Origin of the sequence: Paraburkholderia dinghuensis (assembly GCF_003837865.1) — a bacterium.
In the GTDB taxonomy this organism is placed as follows: Bacteria; Pseudomonadota; Gammaproteobacteria; order Burkholderiales; family Burkholderiaceae; genus Paraburkholderia; species Paraburkholderia dinghuensis.
The window spans coordinates 1-15,235 of the sequence record NZ_RQIS01000001.1 but is presented as its reverse complement, the minus strand read 5'-3'; the positions used below and the strand labels follow the sequence as shown (position 1 = coordinate 15,235).

Sequence of the window (15,235 nt, the reverse complement as noted above, 5' to 3'; positions counted from 1 at the left end):
CTGACAGTAGGCCTTTTCTAAGGTGATTTGCGAATGACCGTCGACGGATACACTCTGGCGCTCGCCAAGCGCAACGGCGATGCGGCCGATAGCTGGAAAAGTTATGCGCGGCAACTCGAACAGGAGCTGGTGAACGCGAAAGCTGGCCTTGAAGCGATGAAGGCACTGAAAGACGTTGTGATCAGCGAACTTGCCAAACTGGACCCGAACCACCATTTAATGGTCAAAGAGAACCAGCAGAACATCATTCATAGAGCATATGTGGCCTATGGCAAGCCGAAATCCTGATCGGTGACGATAAATAGAAGAAAGCCCGCTATTGCGGGCTTTCTTCATTGTAGTCCGCGTTAAATCTGTGGTTCACCACTGTTGTTAGGTCCGATACTCCCGGCACGACTTCCCGTTGCATTACCTTTCGGTTTGCCGCCGAGCATCCCGCTTTGAAAATGCCCACCGGCCGTGCGACTTGCGCCGCCAAGATGCCCTTGCACCTTGTCGTGAATGTCGTGACCGACCGTGGTTGCCATCGACGCGCCCACCCAAGCGAACACCGCGTTCGGCAGATGATTAACCATGCTGAAGAGAGCCTGGCAAAGCGACTGGCACATGCTGACGTAGAGCACGATATACGCGATGATGCTGACGAGGCCCGTTACGCTGTCAAATTGCGCGTTCGCCATTGCGACGGAAAACATCGTGTTGAGCATCATGCCAAGGCCAGTGATGCCAACAGTCGCGAGCAGGAACCCGACCACCATGAACGTTGGCCGGAGCATCAGGTTGAGCAGAAAGACGTAGCCGTGCGTGGTTTTCGGCCCCATGCCCTCGCCCTCGCCGTCGAGGTGCGCGAAGGCCCACAATGGCGCAGCGACGACTCCCTCGCAGACAGTCACAAACCACGAGACGATTCCACTGAACCAGATGATGAACGGCAGCATCGGCAGGTACACCGAGAGCGTTGCCCCGAAGAAGAACAGCGACACCATCAGCATCAGCAGGATCGGCGAAACGGCCTTCAGCGCGGCCTGAACGGCTCCATTGGCCGACGACACCGTGCCAAGCGTCGCAACAGATGCCGCCTTGCTGGCGAGCCAGCCTATGCCGTCCGAGATAGCCCCCTGTGATGCTGCATTCGCCACATAGAGGCCCAGCATGGTCCAACCACCATCGAGGATGATGTCCCCGAGGTTTTTCATGCCAATCAGCGGATTCACGGTGCCGCCCGTGCCACTCGTTGACATGATGTACGTGACACCATTGACAATATTCTGGCCAGGGAAGATGGCCGCGAGGATGTGCTCGGGATCTACCGACGCCCCAAGGAAGTTGCTGACGCTCGACGTGGCGGATCCGGCCGCTACACCCGTCGAACTCGTGGCCGAGCCCACCGCCGGAACGTTGGTGCTTTCGTCCTGCTGGAGCTGCTTGTTGTACACCGCCATGACAGTATTGAACACATCCGGGTATGGGAGGTCGGAGAGGTCGGTCGGGCCAAACGCCGTGGCCGTGGCCTGCGCGGAGTTGGACAGTTCGGAATTCGCAATCGCAAACGATTCATACCAGGCCCCGAGCATGGACCAGCCGTTTTGCGTCAGGTTGCTTGCCAACGTGCTCGACATGCTGCTTACGCCGCCGGCGGCACCCTGGATCGCGCTCTGGATCGAGGACTGATATGCCAGGGCAGCATTGTTGATTGTCTGCTGTGGATCCGCAGGCCGAGAACCAGAGGTGACGGCCGACACATACGACTGTGCTGCGCTTGATAGCGTCGATTGCATTGTGGTCAATGCGCTTTGCTGGGCGCTCGACAGCGCCGACGTGATTGCACTGGTATCTGGCGACAAGGCGGTCATGCCCGTGCTCGAGCTGCTGTTGCCGTTCGACCCGCCGGCGAGACTTACCTGAGCCCCGCCACAGGAAGATCCGTTCGCGTTCATCAGAACGACCTTGCCGGTCCCCGTTTGCGGGTTGAACTGTTCACCCGCGTCGGCGGATACTCCGCCGGTATCGGTCGAGACAGCCGCGAGGCCCGCATTCGCGGCCGCCGCGCAAAGGTCGGCCTCGAAAAGTGATTTCGACAATGACGTTACCTGGGGCGCGACGGGGCTCGCGACCATCGACCCGCCGCTGGTCAACACGCTCGTTGCGCTCGACGTGCTGAGGTTTGCAATCCCCACGCCCATCATCGTGGCCCACATCATCAGCAGTTGAGCGCCCGAGTAGCCAAGCGGAAGCGGCACGAGCAGCGTAAAGCCCACCCCATTACGAATCGTGAACCAGATCGAGGATCGTTTCTGGCCCATGAATTCCCCCTCTGCGCCGGTCGCGATCATCGCCGCGACGAAGAGGTATACAGCCCACAACGCACCGACGACGAGGATGCAGGCGTTCAAGGTTGAGAGCACCTGACCGATCACGGAACTCGAACCGCCGCCGTTTATCGGGTTCGTGGCCACGCTGCCGAATACAATTTTCAGCAGAGCCATCGACTGATCCGTGCCGCTGTTCGCGGCGCTCGTGATCGAACTGACGGATTCTGTGGATTGCGCATGCGCGAGCTGGGTCGACGTCAACAGCGCAAACGCGACGCCGGCCAGGCGTTGGAAAGGAGGTTTGCGCATGATTATTTCCACTCCAGACGCGGGTTCAACAGGTGTTTCACGAAACCCTTACTGCGCAGGAATTCGCCCGCCGAGATGAGGAAACAATCCGGGTTGAGTGGGCCAATTTCCATCTGCCGCACGCGTAGCTCAAACTTGAACATCTGCATCACGCAGATCAGCGTGAACAGGCCACAGGAAAAAACGCCCGTCCAGTTGTGATTGATGGCATTGCCCAAGTTCAGGCACAGGCCAAGAAAACCGGCCACCATGAAAATCTGCTTGGCCTGTGTGTTCAGCCGCTCAATCTCGCGCAGCGGAAGTGCATCTGCCGGGCGGGCCGCGAGCGCCTGATTCCAGGTGCGAACACGCTTGCCGGTACGTCGCTGTGGCAACTGCTTTGCGAGATCTGCGATGACAGCAGCACCCGGAGCGGTGGCTTTCCCGAAACCCTTGACGGCTCCGACCAGCGGGTAGCCGGGGATCATGTTCAGGGCAACCTGTTTGCCCGCGCTTTTCACCAGTTCGAGCGCCGGGCGTGCGTTGTTTTGTTGATCGATCATTTCTGGCTCCTGGAGAAATAGACCTAGGGACGCAGCTCAAGCGTGAGCATTTTCAGGAGTGCACCCCACGAAACGACGAAGAAGATTCCCACCATTCCGACGACAGACCAGGCGCTGATCAACGTGCCCACGTCGTGCGGCAACTCCGTTGCGCGAACCGCCCACACCGTCACGAACGCCTGGGCGATCGTTGTCTCGATCGTAGTGACGACGCCTAGGCGGAAATCAGGGTCGCGACGTGGGCGCCCTTTCAGTTTCGCCAGCGCGCGTAGATAGTCGACAAGTAGCATGTCACTCTCTCCTCGCTATTGCTCATTCTGAGCGGGTGGGTTTTCACGGGGTGTGCTTCCGTCAAACAGAGGACGTTCAGCGACCGCTTTCTTTCTCGATGTTTGCCGAGACTGCTGGAGGTAGTTCTTTAGCGTGCTCCCGCTGATTGCCAAACCGGATGCAGTAAGTCTCTCCGCGACTTCAGCCAGGCTGTAGCCGTTACGTTGCGCGGTTCTAATGGAGTTTGCGAGAGCACGGATAGATTCGACTTTCGTCAGATCCTGCGGTTTTGCCTCGACCTTGGGTAGTGACCGCAACTGGCCTTCGAGCTGTGAGATCAGCGTGCGACTAAAAGTGTGTTTTGCCATTGAATTTCTCCGGTAGAGAATTCATCGTGTACTCGTGATCTTCCTGCCGTCAACGACATATAAGACCTGCAGAGCAGGTAGATTTCGAAGGCGTGTGAGGGTCCAAATTACAGGATGGGGTTTGTCTTACACATGGCTTCGCTCATGTTGCAGACAAACCACGCCAGCCCGTTCGGCGCTTCGCTTCTCACATGCCGGCTCATCATCCTGAAGCGTCTGAATCCGGGTGATCGGTGTTCTGACGTTCGTGTGTAGCCGACACGAAACTCATGCATATGCGCCATGGTCCGAATCGCTCACATCGTTAGTAATGGAGGGATTGGAACCTGATGGAGTTGTAGTCATGCCGTTTGAACAGAAGGGAACGGAACCGCTGGATGCGAGCGTCACCATCAGGCTGAGTGTCAGTGAACGAGACCGCCTCAAGGAGGACGCAGATCTCGCTGGCCTGACTGTTAGCGAACTGGTGCGACGCCGCTACTTCAATCGCCCAATAGCAGCGAACGTCGATCGAGCCTACTTCAAGGGGTTGCTGCGCATCCGGTCTGAGCTTGGCCGAGTTGGCGGCCTGCTGAAGCACGTACACGTTGAAAGTGGCGGCAGCTACAGTGCCCAAACAGCCGAAGCATTGCGAACCGTCACGGCAACGGTCGAATCCGTACGTTCCTACATGGAAGCTGTCCATAGGGAGACTGCCGGTGATCGGTAAGAAGATTTCCAATCCGCGTCGGTCAGCGAGCAAAGCTGAGCGCATCAGCGCGCTTGCTGAGTATGTCCGTTCACCGGAGGCGGCCGACAGCAAGGAAAAGTGCGTCTATTCGGGTGCGCGAGGTTTCACTTCGGATCTCCCAGATGTGCAGGCACTGGAAATGATTGCATTGGCAGAGGAAGCAACCCGTAGCCGTGATCCAGTTCAGCACTATGTGCTGAGCTGGCGTGAAGGCGAGCAGCCGGCAGCGGCTCAGGTTGAGGAGGCCGTTACGATATTGCTTCATGAGCTCGGACTGGAACAGCATCAAGTGATCTATGGGCTGCATGCCGATAGCCGCAACCAACACGTGCATGTGTTGGTGAATCGCGTTCACCCCGAAACCTTGAAGTGCATCGAGATCAACCGAGGATTCGATATCGAAGTGGTCCATCGTGCCGTCGCCCGGATCGAGCACACGCAAGGCTGGCAACGCGAACGGAATGGCCGCTATATCGTCTTACCCGACGGACAGCTGGCGCGTTCTGCCTCGGAGCAGAAGCAGTCTAGTGAGCCAAATCAGCAACGTCGAGATATGGAAAATCGCACCGGCGAAAAATCTGTCGTGCGAATCGCGAAAGAGAATGCAGGAGATGTTTTCCGTACGGCCACGAGCTGGGATGAACTTCACTCCCGGCTTGCGGCCGTCAACATGCGGTATCAGCGTACCGGTAGCGGTGCGGTTATCTTTGTTGGCGAAGTAGCGGTGAAGGCATCCTCCGTCGATCGTGCTGCCAGCCTGGCGAAGTTAGAAAAGAGATTTGGAGCATTCCGACCTTCTGATGAGGCGACGCAACGTGCTTCCTTGGGCAATGCGGAACGCGTGACACCGCAGCCAGTTGTGCCGGGCTTACCCGCTTGGGAAAAGTACACGGCTGAGAGGCAAGCCCATATCAAGGAGCGTTCCGCCGCGCGTCTGGAACTACGCTGCCGGCACGACGCCGAGAGAGAGGGAATGCGGAAGCAGAACCGGGAAGCACGGCAAGAACTTTTCGCGTCGCGCGACTGGGTGGGGCGTGGCGTGGGTTTGAATGCGTTGCGTAGTGTTCTGGCGGCAGAGCAAGCCGCCGAACGAGCTTCATTGTTTGATCGGCAGGCCGCAGAGCGGAAGCAACTTACCGCGCGCCTTCCCGCTTTTCCAAGTCTTGAAGAATGGCTACGCCAGCGTCAGATGTCGGCCGTCGCCGCAGTGTGGCGTTATCGCGCAGATATTCCGCAGGAGATCATCGGAGATAAACCGGCTGACGACGTTCCAGCAGCTCCAGCCAACGATATCCGGGCATTCCGGCCACGGTTTAGCGGGAAGCAAGTTGAGTATGTCCGGCGCGATGCGCTAGACGACCTGCTATTCAGCCACAGGGCATCGTTTGTGGATTGCGGGAGCACCATCCAAGTTTACGCTTGGAAGGACGAGCGAAGTACGCTGGCGGCTCTTCAACTCGCGGCACAAAAGTGGGGTTCATTCTCGCTGCAAGGAAGTCCCGACTACAAGGCGCTATGTGTTCGTCTCGCAGCAGAGCACGGATTGCGAATCAAGAATCCGGAGCTCCAGGATGCTATCGAGCGGGAACGCGACCGGCTCACTCGCGAGCTTGTCGACGCCCGAAAATCCGACCGGCAGCGTCAGTTTGAACGATACGCCGCAGCGGTCCGAGCGGATCGATATCGAATCACGTACATACGCACGTGGCCGGATGGAGGCCGGCAGCCGATGGTCATGGGTGGTCGAATCGATGGCTATACAGTTGAGGAAATCGGCCGACGGGCGCGATACATCGACGGACTTCATGAGCTTGAGTACACCCCGCTGTCGGATGAACGACGGCACGTTGTAATTCATGGCATGACGCGGGAACAGGCCCGGAATTTTCTTATCGACGGCTTTAAGCCTGCGGCCCTTGTCGAAAGCAGTACGGACTCGTTCGAGGCTGTTGTCAATGTCGGGGAGCTTGCTGAGAATTCTGACGTTGTGGCGATCAGCCGAGTATTGAACGAACGGTATGGCGACGCGACGCCGGCCAAAGGGATTCTGTCACATCGAGCGCCAGAGATTTCTGGCAGCTCACCCGGCGATTGGCCAGGAATCCGACTTCGGTATGCCGAGCACCATATCTGCTCCAAGACCGGTGAACTCATACAGGAACTTCGAGCACGATTGGTTTCGGCCCGCGGGGAAATTACCCAAATCCAGCTTCCGCGCACGGCGGCGACTGCGGCCGATGCATATCGAGTACATCGTGCTGACCTTATGACGAGGCAGATCCGGGATGCGCTTGATATCTCAAGCATCGACGCCGCGATCGCCGTGCGTCTACGCGTTACAGGCTACACCCGTGCGGAAGTTGAGCACGCGCTGATGTCCGAGCGAGCCGGCGAGGAAGCACGTGACTGGGACGGCTACGCGCGATGGGCCGCCGATTTCGCGTTTGGAGAGGTAGGCAATCGCGAAGCTGTACGCCTCGATCGCTACCGGGAAAGATGGCTTGAGCTTGAAGGTCGAACCAGTGAACAACAGATGTCACGGCCACCCAGCTCACCCCGAAAATGACAAACAGCGAGGACAAGGGCCGCCGTCCGCTTCGTTGCCTTCGATTTCGAATCACGGCGTCACCAATGAGGCTGCATTGACGCCACAATGACGCCGCGTGGCGCCAATATTTTGTGCGGATGCTGTCGGATTCGACTTCAGTCGCTGTGATCGACGCCACAACGACGCCACAACGACGCCACAACGACGCCACAACGACGCCACAACGACGCCACAACGACGCCACAACGACGCCACAACGACGCTGCAATGACGCCACAAGGCGTCGCTGATACCGAAGTGCACCCGGTTATTGACTGGGAGAGGGTGTGTTCTGTTTTTTGCCTTGTTCGAGCTTCTCTGCCCTTTTAGCCGACTCGCTCAAAAAATCCAAGCAGAGGTGCGGGTTCATCGAGGGATCTGGCTGCGCCCATTTCGAGAGCTTAAACGATGCAGGAAGCATCGCTGCCGGCTGATTGATGGGCGAAATTGTCAGTACGTTACGCTTCCGATCGGCAACCATCTGAAGGACGGCGAAGACCACCTTTTTCCCACCGATATAGTCGTAAAGCATAGCGTCGATTCGATCCCCAGAAGCAACGCCGTCCACTCCTAGCCGGCTGTACGGGCTGAACTTACAAAAGCGGTTGCTTGTCGACTCTCCTGATACCTTCCCTCGCTCGACAACTAGATTGAATGCGACGGCGTCGTCGGTGCTCGTGGTCCAATCTTGGGCATCGATGATGCCTTCTCCGTCGTTTGTCCAGAAACCCGTGAGCTCGTGATCTGTCCGATACCACCTCATTGCCGCTTGAGCGTTCCTCAGGATCGCCGGTCCGTTTTGGGTAAAAGATATAACCAGAGAAAAGACTGAGATCGCGACCCCGACACCGGATATCACCAACGGACCGTACCTAAGGAACCACCCAGTCGAAGGTGCTGCAGTCGTCTGGTTATTCAACTGCTTTTTTGCGATTGTCCGCGGAGACCTCGGAATCTCTTTTCTCATCTGAATAGCCAATTCTCTACATGTGGAGGACGTGGAGTGAATCGCGCCGGAAACGCTGCATTTTGCCGAAAAATGATTGCCTGATAATAAACATTATCAGGCAATGCCACACCGGGAAAAGCGGGCGAGGGCGGTCGGAGCGCATACGCAACTAGAGCTGTTTCCAGGTTGCAAGTAAAGTTGTGCCTATCCACGTGCACGCACTGGAGCACCTTTGATGCTGGCCAGTGGCACCTCCTGTGGGCGGGCGAAATAGTCCAGGCACACGCGCGGGAGCTTCTCGCGGCCGAGCTCGAATGTCTCGAAAAGGCACAGCGTCGCGGCCTCCTTGGATTCGTCGGCAGCCTGATGGAACCGATTGCAGGCGTCGACGAGGCCTCGTCGTTGGATCTGCGCCTGTGCCGCGTCAGACAGAACACCGCCGTTCAGGACTCGATGGACGAATTCCGACGCTACGAGCGCAACGTCATCTGCAAGTCCCGGATCATTGAGCACAGCGCCAACGCGCACTTCCCAGTACCCTCGCGCGTTTCGGTAGCGGGCCAGCTCGCGAGGCACGATAAACAGGTGCTCGATCTGGCTGTCCAGGCATTCAAACTGTGTGGTTTCGTCGTCGAGCCTGTGCTCATCGCCACAGCGGCGCAGTTTCGGCACACCATCGACAAAATACCGCTTCAGGTGCAGCAGCTCGTGGAAGACCGACGACACGCGCGGCGGACCGGCGTCGGGCACCTGGATAACGGCCACGTGCCGGTCGAAGTCGCAGGCCATTTTCCCTATTTCTGTCCGCTCTACTGCAATGCGCCGGCCAGCATGGTGCTCGATGTTGCCGACGAGTTCGCGCAGATCGACAGACAGGCCCGCAAACAAGGGGAGTTCCGAGAAGTATTGGACCGGCATAGTCTGCTCCTTTCCCTTCATCTCCAGCCCACGGTCCGGATCGACGCCGTCCGGGATCGGGTTGTCGTCGTGGTCGGGCATTTGGCCGGCTATTGCGACGCAAGATTAGATGCAATCCGCCACCGCGTTACGACTTTAGTTGACGCGGTCACCGCCGATAGCCACAACTTTAGTTGAAACGGACTTTGGCCGCCGCGCCTTGTGGTGCAAGGGATTACGGGAAACATTGCGACGCACGACGATAGGCACAAGTTTAGTTGTGCAAGCGGTAGGTAAGGCGTGCCAACACGATGGTGGCGTGCCTTCAAGGACCGTGGTTGTGGCGACGAAGAAGCTCGGCCTCCGAGCACCTCCATACGGCACAGAAGAGAGTCGCCGAACAGGCCGGCGTGCCTTTCGACGTGAGTTGATCGCCACAGCCGCACCGGGCCAGCCACGCGTGAACGCCTGATCCAATAGGGGCCGCTATGCCGGTCTGTAGCCTTTGCCGCGCGAGCGCACGTGGTCGGCCATTTGCGTCGCCCGCGTGGCCTGAAATTGCCCACAGGGGTGTCGGCCGTGATTGGGCGCAGGCGCGATGGCACGCGCCGATTTTTCCTTTGAAGTGGCGTGCGGCTCGGGTTGCATAAATAGGGCCGTATCATCCATAATGCCCTGTAATGTGCAACCGAATCGATCCTATTACAGGATGTCAGAGTCACTCATTATCGAGCCTCAGGCGACGTTGAGCGCAATCAAAATCGGTAGGAAAAGCGGCTCGACCGCTCGACAAGGAAAGCGTGATGACGAAGCGCGAACCGCTCCGGAAATCCATCCGAATCGACGCTCACCCTGGAGGGTTCAGCATTGTCGCAGGGGTGGGCGTATCCATGCAGCGGCTCGCAGAAGCGCCGACGATGCCGCTTGCCAGGGCGCAGTTGCGTGAACAGGCAAACCGTCTGAAGGCGCTCGATGCTGAGGAACGTGGCAACAGGTGACCACGGAAAAGAACCATGAGCAACATCGCACTGACACTCGTGCGCGGCGCACGCAAAACCGACGGGATATACGAGATTGGGGAGCGCACGCTGCGCTCGTTGGCCGCTCGCATTATCGCCGGTGAGTACAACGGCGAGGCGTTCACTGTGGACGCTTCGCGCGGCATTTGAGAGGAAAAGCGGCTCTTGCCGCTCAACAGGAAAACATTAACTAACCTACGGGGTACGCAGTATGAAAATGAAGCTTCTTGTCGCCATTCTTTCCGCCTTGGTGATGACGTCGGCCTCGGCGGCGGTGCAATGCGGTCCAGATAATCAACGCGTGGTGGTCAAGCACGACGTTATCGGGGCGGTCAGTGTGGATGCGTTCCAACACATCGACTACGCATCATCTCAGTCGCTGGCGAGCGCTCTGTCTGAACAGACTGCTCACCGTTTGGCGGCCGGGACAGTCGCCTGCCAGATCGGTCGCGACGGTTTTCATGTCGGTGCTGCTCATCTCGTGGTGCCTGGCCAGAAAGTGGATTACTGGGTCCCATACCGCGACGTTGCGGCGGCTGAGTGACCGGACGCAGGACAACACGGAAAAGCGCGTGGCATGATTTTGCATGCACAGAACAAGATTAACCATAGGACAACGCTATGACTCAGCAGGCAATCAGCATGCTCCACATTGAGCATCCAGATGTAGGCTCGGTTAGCTCACGCGGATATGTGGGCGATCAGGCTGACGGGATTTTTAACGCGATCCGGGAACATCTCATCCCTACAGAACAGCGCTTGCGGACGTTGATGGGGCGTGAGCGAGAAGGAACCCACTTCGAGGCGACCGCAGATATTCAAGTGACCAAGGAGGGCGGCGGAGAAACGCACTTCGTCCGAAAGGGAGAGATCGTGGTCTATTCCGTCCACGGCGACCGGCACTGAGTCGGCACACGGTGGCGGCGAAGGGGGCCACGGCGGCGGGCACGGTGGCTGAAACCACTCATTGTACAAATCGGAAAAGCGGCGCAGGCCGCGTGCAAGGAAGACAACGGGAGAGAACGATGCAGCACAAAGGCGATTTGATTGTTGACGGCGACCATGAGACGTCTGGACAGGTCACTGGAACGACCTACGTTCGCTCGGGCGGCCGACTAATCGCGAATGGCCAACTTGCGGGAGGGTTGATCATTGAACCGGGCGGGATAGCCGTCGTGCACGGGCAAGTCGCGCGAAACGTCATCAATCATGGGACGCTGACCCTCTATGGGCAAGTGGCAGGCAAGGTCATTGGCCATTCTCCCGTGAATAGGGTCGGCCCTAACCAGATTGTCGGAAACGACTTGGAGGTGCCTTTTCGCGGGACGACCATTTCATGGACCAGCAGTCAATAAACTCCGGAAAAGCCAAGGCTGATAACGGCAACGGTTTCCTGTCGGGCACGATCCACTATCGGCTCGTTTGAACGAGAGCCATCAACTAGTAGCGGCAAGGGATCTAAGTATATGAAAATCACAACTCTCGTCCTGAATGTAAAGGGCGAACCGCATTTCGAGGCTGTAGACCATCTGGACATCGACGAGCTGCTGACGGTAGCCAAAGAGCGTGTGCAGATCGCACGTGATAAAGGCGTGGACTGGACGATGGGAGCGGTGACTTTTTTTGGTGGCGAACTGGTAAAGGCGGTGAATACCGGCGAACACCGAGACGTGACCAAGGCCATCATCCAGATGGTCATGGCCGCGTGGCTGCTGGATTCGCTGTATTTCGGGATTACCGAGATCCAGTACCGCGAGTCGGAATTTCGGTTCGTCGTCGCCAACGATGGCGCGGTGTCACATACCCGGGTGCCTGCCACAGCGTAGGTATTGCATGCGACCCGGCGACCGAGTGAACGAGTGAATCGGCGGTACACACAGCGCGGCTATCTGGACCGCTCAGCTTCGAGATCTGAACAAGGCGTCCATCACGTCCTCGTCAAAGGTGGCGATGCCTTCGTGGGTGGCTTGCTAACCGGTATGACGATCCCGGTTGCTGCATGGGCATGCGCTTCCCTGGGCTGAGGTTTGTTTTGCTGTCGATCAGTTTAACCAGGGTAAGAACAGGAAAAGAGATGAAAGGACCAAGGAAAATCAGCCTTCCTGAAACGTATACGAACCGTCGCGGCGAGACGTTTGAGTACACCATCCACGACCATGAGATCGGTGATGGTCGAGATTATTGGCTGTACACAATTCAGGTCAAGCATGAGACGTGGGGCTTTCGTGCGTTTGGTGTTCACGCGACGAAGCAAGCCTTTCCAACGACCGCTTTGGCCGAGCATCTGGCGCGAACCGTTGCACTCGAGGCGGTGCAGCAACGACTTGAGCAAGCGACGGCAACAGGATTTCCCCTTGTATTCCCGACTTGGTTCGATGGTTGGTTTGTCATCTGAGGCCGCACACTGGAAAAGCGAGACAACACAATGAGGCCTTCGATTGACCCGCGTTCCGCGAAACTCAACGTGATGGCTTTGAAGCGGTACGGATTCGCCTGCCTCGTTGGAGCGTTGATAACGGCTTTAGTCTTGCACCTACCCGTCACAAGTGCTGACTATGCCGGATGGGTGCAGGCGTTCGGCTCAATAGGTGCAATCTTATATGCGGTGAGCATCGCGTCCAACCAGCGCCGCGATGCCGACAGACGCGACATTATGCTCCGTTCAAGTAGGCTCGCCGCGGTTCGGGGAATGACAGAACACGCAGTTGGCGTCGTAGAAGGGGCGGCCGTTGCGCTGCTCGATCGCAACCTTGCCGAACATTATGTCGCGAACCATGACGCGGCGATCTTCGATGAGGCATTTCGGATGCTCCAACAAATCCCGATGCTTGATCTGGGAACGGTCGGAGCGGTCGAGGGTGTGACACTGATAAAGAACGGAGTCAACGCGATGAAGCTCAATTTGGCGACGCTGCACGGGAATCCCATGCCCATCCACCAAGACCACGCCGAAGTTGCACGGAGGGCGGGCCAGATCCAGCTTCAGATGGAATTGGGGCGGCAAAAGGTCGCCGCGGAGATCATTCGGCTCTTGAACGAATTTGCCCCAATATCCGAAGCCGACTGAGCGGGAATCTGACCGTATCGCTCACGTCTGTACCGGCTCTACCCGCATTTCGTCGACCGCCATCAGTTGAAGCATCGAGCGGGCCGCCTCAACGTTTGTCGTGTGCAGCCACTCATCGTAGTCGGCGGGCTGCAGGATCGTCTGATCAGCCGTTGGTCGTGGAATCGTCCGGATTACACCGTGACCTATTCAAGATGGCTGTGTGAGCGAATATGCACGTCGATCGACCGAAGCAGCGGAATACACCCCTAAGCGTCGCTGAAGCGACTGCGCGCTTGCAACTATTCGGTCTTACGCTGACTAGCAAGCCCTCCGGTAATGTCGTGACAACGTCGACCTTGGTGAACGTCACTTGTGCCGCCGGCCACACGATGCGCCGGCGTTACGGTGACATTCGTAAGCGCGGATGTCCCGAATGTAAAGCATCGTTCGGAGAGCGACTTCTGTACGCGCTTCTGCGGCATTACGCGTTGGGGTCGGATGATTGGCAACACATGACGGTGCGAGGACTCGACCCTACGGACCCAACGCGGAAGCTAATCTACGATGCGGCATCTCCAACTCGCAAAATAGCGATCGAGAATCACAGCTCCTATCACCGTCCTGAGACGGACGTTCCCATATTTCAACGGGGTATTTCGAAGGCAGAACGACTTCGTCGGGATGATGTGAAAGAGGCGAAGGCGACGAACGGCAGGCACCAGGGCGGTCCACTGCACGATTGGCGGGTCGACGTTGTCTGGTTCGAGTCGGATCGACTTGCCAAACTGACAACGAGTTCGAGGTCCTACTTGCCGACTGCCATCCGGGAATTTAGGCGCATTGCGAGGTCGGTAGGGCTCAAACTTCGCAGGGACGGTGTCGAGATTGACGCGAAGCAGGTCTATCAAGCGCTAGGCCGTGATTCGCTGGCAAGGATCGGGGCCGAGTTCAAGCTCGTTGGACCGTGGCTCGGTAGATCGTACATACATCGGTGGCGCCATACCTGCGGCGGCGAGTTCGGCAAGTTGCCACGAGAGCTGGAAAACAGGTTTCCCGGCAAGACCGGATGCCCGTTTTGTGACAGGGAAGGAAACGGTGGTCGATGGCTCGATTTTCTCGACCGACTGGAACAGCACGGTTATCAATTCGCTGGTCGAAACAGATATTCCATATGCACGGAGCATCAAACAGTGCCCTTACGTTGTGTTGCACACCCTTCGGCCAAGGTGCGCAGGCTGACCCGCTCCGATCTCTATAAGTGGCTCGTAGCGCCGGTTTGGCGAAGCCTTCCACCGCCTTGCGCCGCATGCCGGACGATTTATACGCAAGAAGTTAATGCGCGGGCGAGGCGACGACGCGAAGCCGAGCGGCGGAAGCTCAATGACCGGTTGGAATTGCTCGGATTTACACTGGTAGGCACGTTGCCGACCTCAATGCGTGATCCGGTGACCGGGACAATACGGGCGCAGAAGAATGTGATTCGCTGCCTCAACTGCGACTACTGTTGGCCAGTATTCGTTGCTCAGCGCCTGGCCAAAGCCGAAAAGAGAGGGCAAATGGGGTGCCCAAACTGTGCTTCATTGAAGAAAGGCTCGAAAGTCGAAGATTCGATCGACTGACGGTTCACACCCAGTCCATCTCGTCGATATGCCGCCGCGCGCGTCGCTGCTCGACCTATGCTGTGATATGGCCGAACTTGGAGAGTTGGTCGGAGTAACGGTCGATGTGGTTACGCCCAATGCGCTGCCAGCGAAGTTGCCCGCAATAGTGCTAGCGGAAGCGAAGCGTCTTTAATTATGTTTCTAATTTTGGAGCCCAGATTTTGAGGTTGATGCCATCAGGTATTGCTGTGTCGCGGAATGACTTTGGCCCTGTAGCTCGACGGGTACATTTCGACTCGAAGCGGATTTTCGCCCGCATCAGAAGTGGCCATATACGCTCATGGTATCGGCGGGTTGCCCCCTGTGAAGTGAGATGTATGAGGGGACTGCATAAGCAGTCCCCTGTCAAATTGTCCGATCAATTCCCGCTCGGCCGCAGGCCTCCCCTGCAATAGTGTTGCTGCTGCGGTGGTGCCAATTGAGTGACACGCACCCACTGAGTCGGTGGGTTGTATGAGGTTCCCCCGGTTTTTCGCCTTCCAGAGGCCCCGGGTTATGCAGCCGCATCTCTTGTCCGCTGAGCCACAAGCCAGTCTTGTATG

The 15,235-nt window shown here is 57.6% G+C and carries 17 protein-coding genes; 11 read left to right on the top strand and 6 right to left on the bottom strand.

Annotation, left to right across the window (positions count from 1 at the left end; translation table 11 throughout):
- The first annotated feature begins 33 nt into the window (after positions 1-33).
- Entirely contained in the window at positions 34-288 is a 255-nt protein-coding gene (locus tag D1Y85_RS00080) for a hypothetical protein (protein WP_124149011.1), read from the top strand.
- Positions 289-347: 59 nt separating this feature from the next.
- Here D1Y85_RS00080 and D1Y85_RS00075 read toward each other — a convergent pair whose 3' ends face one another.
- Genes D1Y85_RS00075 through D1Y85_RS00060 form a run of 4 tightly spaced genes read right to left on the bottom strand, consistent with a single transcriptional unit; the run spans position 348 to position 3,801 of the window.
- Positions 348-2,621, bottom strand: a complete 2,274-nt coding sequence (locus tag D1Y85_RS00075; RefSeq protein ID WP_124149010.1) for a DotA/TraY family protein — start codon at positions 2,619-2,621, stop codon at positions 348-350.
- A gap of 2 nt (positions 2,622-2,623) precedes the next feature.
- Positions 2,624-3,163, bottom strand: a complete 540-nt coding sequence (locus D1Y85_RS00070) for a hypothetical protein (protein ID WP_124149009.1) — start codon at positions 3,161-3,163, stop codon at positions 2,624-2,626.
- 23 nt (positions 3,164-3,186) lie between these two features.
- Positions 3,187-3,453, bottom strand: a complete 267-nt coding sequence (locus tag D1Y85_RS00065; protein ID WP_124149008.1) for a hypothetical protein — start codon at positions 3,451-3,453, stop codon at positions 3,187-3,189.
- A 15-nt stretch (positions 3,454-3,468) separates the two neighbouring features.
- Positions 3,469-3,801, bottom strand: a complete 333-nt coding sequence (locus D1Y85_RS00060) for a hypothetical protein (protein WP_124149007.1) — start codon at positions 3,799-3,801, stop codon at positions 3,469-3,471.
- A 343-nt stretch (positions 3,802-4,144) separates the two neighbouring features.
- Between D1Y85_RS00060 and D1Y85_RS00055 the strand changes: the two genes are divergently transcribed.
- Positions 4,145-4,510: a plasmid mobilization protein gene (locus tag D1Y85_RS00055; protein WP_124149006.1), complete on the top strand. Its 366-nt coding sequence runs from the start codon at positions 4,145-4,147 to the stop codon at positions 4,508-4,510.
- Complete coding sequence (traI, locus tag D1Y85_RS00050) at positions 4,500-7,097, top strand: TraI/MobA(P) family conjugative relaxase (RefSeq protein ID WP_124149005.1); 2,598 nt, start codon at positions 4,500-4,502, stop codon at positions 7,095-7,097. Before D1Y85_RS00055 ends, traI begins: the two co-directional genes overlap by 11 nt.
- 289 nt (positions 7,098-7,386) lie before the next feature.
- Here the strand turns inward: traI and D1Y85_RS00045 are convergent, their stop codons facing one another.
- Positions 7,387-8,085, bottom strand: a complete 699-nt coding sequence (locus D1Y85_RS00045) for a hypothetical protein (RefSeq protein WP_124149004.1) — start codon at positions 8,083-8,085, stop codon at positions 7,387-7,389.
- 186 nt (positions 8,086-8,271) lie between these two features.
- Positions 8,272-9,066 (bottom strand): hypothetical protein, encoded by a 795-nt coding sequence (locus D1Y85_RS00040; protein ID WP_124149003.1) that lies wholly within the window; start codon positions 9,064-9,066, stop codon positions 8,272-8,274.
- A gap of 701 nt (positions 9,067-9,767) precedes the next feature.
- Here D1Y85_RS00040 and D1Y85_RS00035 point away from each other — a divergent pair.
- The 8 genes from D1Y85_RS00035 to D1Y85_RS00005 all read left to right on the top strand — a co-directional run bounded on the left by D1Y85_RS00035 (position 9,768) and on the right by D1Y85_RS00005 (position 13,050).
- Positions 9,768-9,962 carry a hypothetical protein gene (locus tag D1Y85_RS00035; protein WP_124149002.1) on the top strand — a complete coding sequence of 65 codons (195 nt, stop codon included), beginning with the start codon at positions 9,768-9,770 and terminating at the stop codon, positions 9,960-9,962.
- A gap of 15 nt (positions 9,963-9,977) precedes the next feature.
- Positions 9,978-10,133, top strand: a complete 156-nt coding sequence (locus D1Y85_RS26890) for a hypothetical protein (RefSeq protein ID WP_185218864.1) — start codon at positions 9,978-9,980, stop codon at positions 10,131-10,133.
- A 61-nt stretch (positions 10,134-10,194) separates the two neighbouring features.
- Positions 10,195-10,527 carry a hypothetical protein gene (locus D1Y85_RS00030; RefSeq protein ID WP_124149001.1) on the top strand — a complete coding sequence of 111 codons (333 nt, stop codon included), beginning with the start codon at positions 10,195-10,197 and terminating at the stop codon, positions 10,525-10,527.
- Positions 10,528-10,604: 77 nt separating this feature from the next.
- A complete protein-coding gene (locus tag D1Y85_RS00025) occupies positions 10,605-10,889 on the top strand; it encodes a hypothetical protein (RefSeq protein ID WP_124149000.1) in 285 nt (94 codons plus the stop codon).
- Between the two features lie 119 nt (positions 10,890-11,008).
- On the top strand, positions 11,009-11,338 hold the full coding sequence (locus D1Y85_RS00020) for a hypothetical protein (protein WP_124148999.1): 330 nt from the start codon (positions 11,009-11,011) through the stop codon (positions 11,336-11,338).
- A gap of 111 nt (positions 11,339-11,449) precedes the next feature.
- Positions 11,450-11,809, top strand: a complete 360-nt coding sequence (locus tag D1Y85_RS00015; protein WP_124148998.1) for a hypothetical protein — start codon at positions 11,450-11,452, stop codon at positions 11,807-11,809.
- A 173-nt stretch (positions 11,810-11,982) separates the two neighbouring features.
- Complete coding sequence (locus D1Y85_RS00010; RefSeq protein ID WP_185218863.1) at positions 11,983-12,378, top strand: hypothetical protein; 396 nt, start codon at positions 11,983-11,985, stop codon at positions 12,376-12,378.
- Positions 12,379-12,408: 30 nt separating this feature from the next.
- Positions 12,409-13,050, top strand: coding sequence for a hypothetical protein (locus D1Y85_RS00005; RefSeq protein WP_124148996.1), 642 nt, complete (start codon positions 12,409-12,411; stop codon positions 13,048-13,050).
- Positions 13,051-15,235: the final 2,185 nt, after the last annotated feature.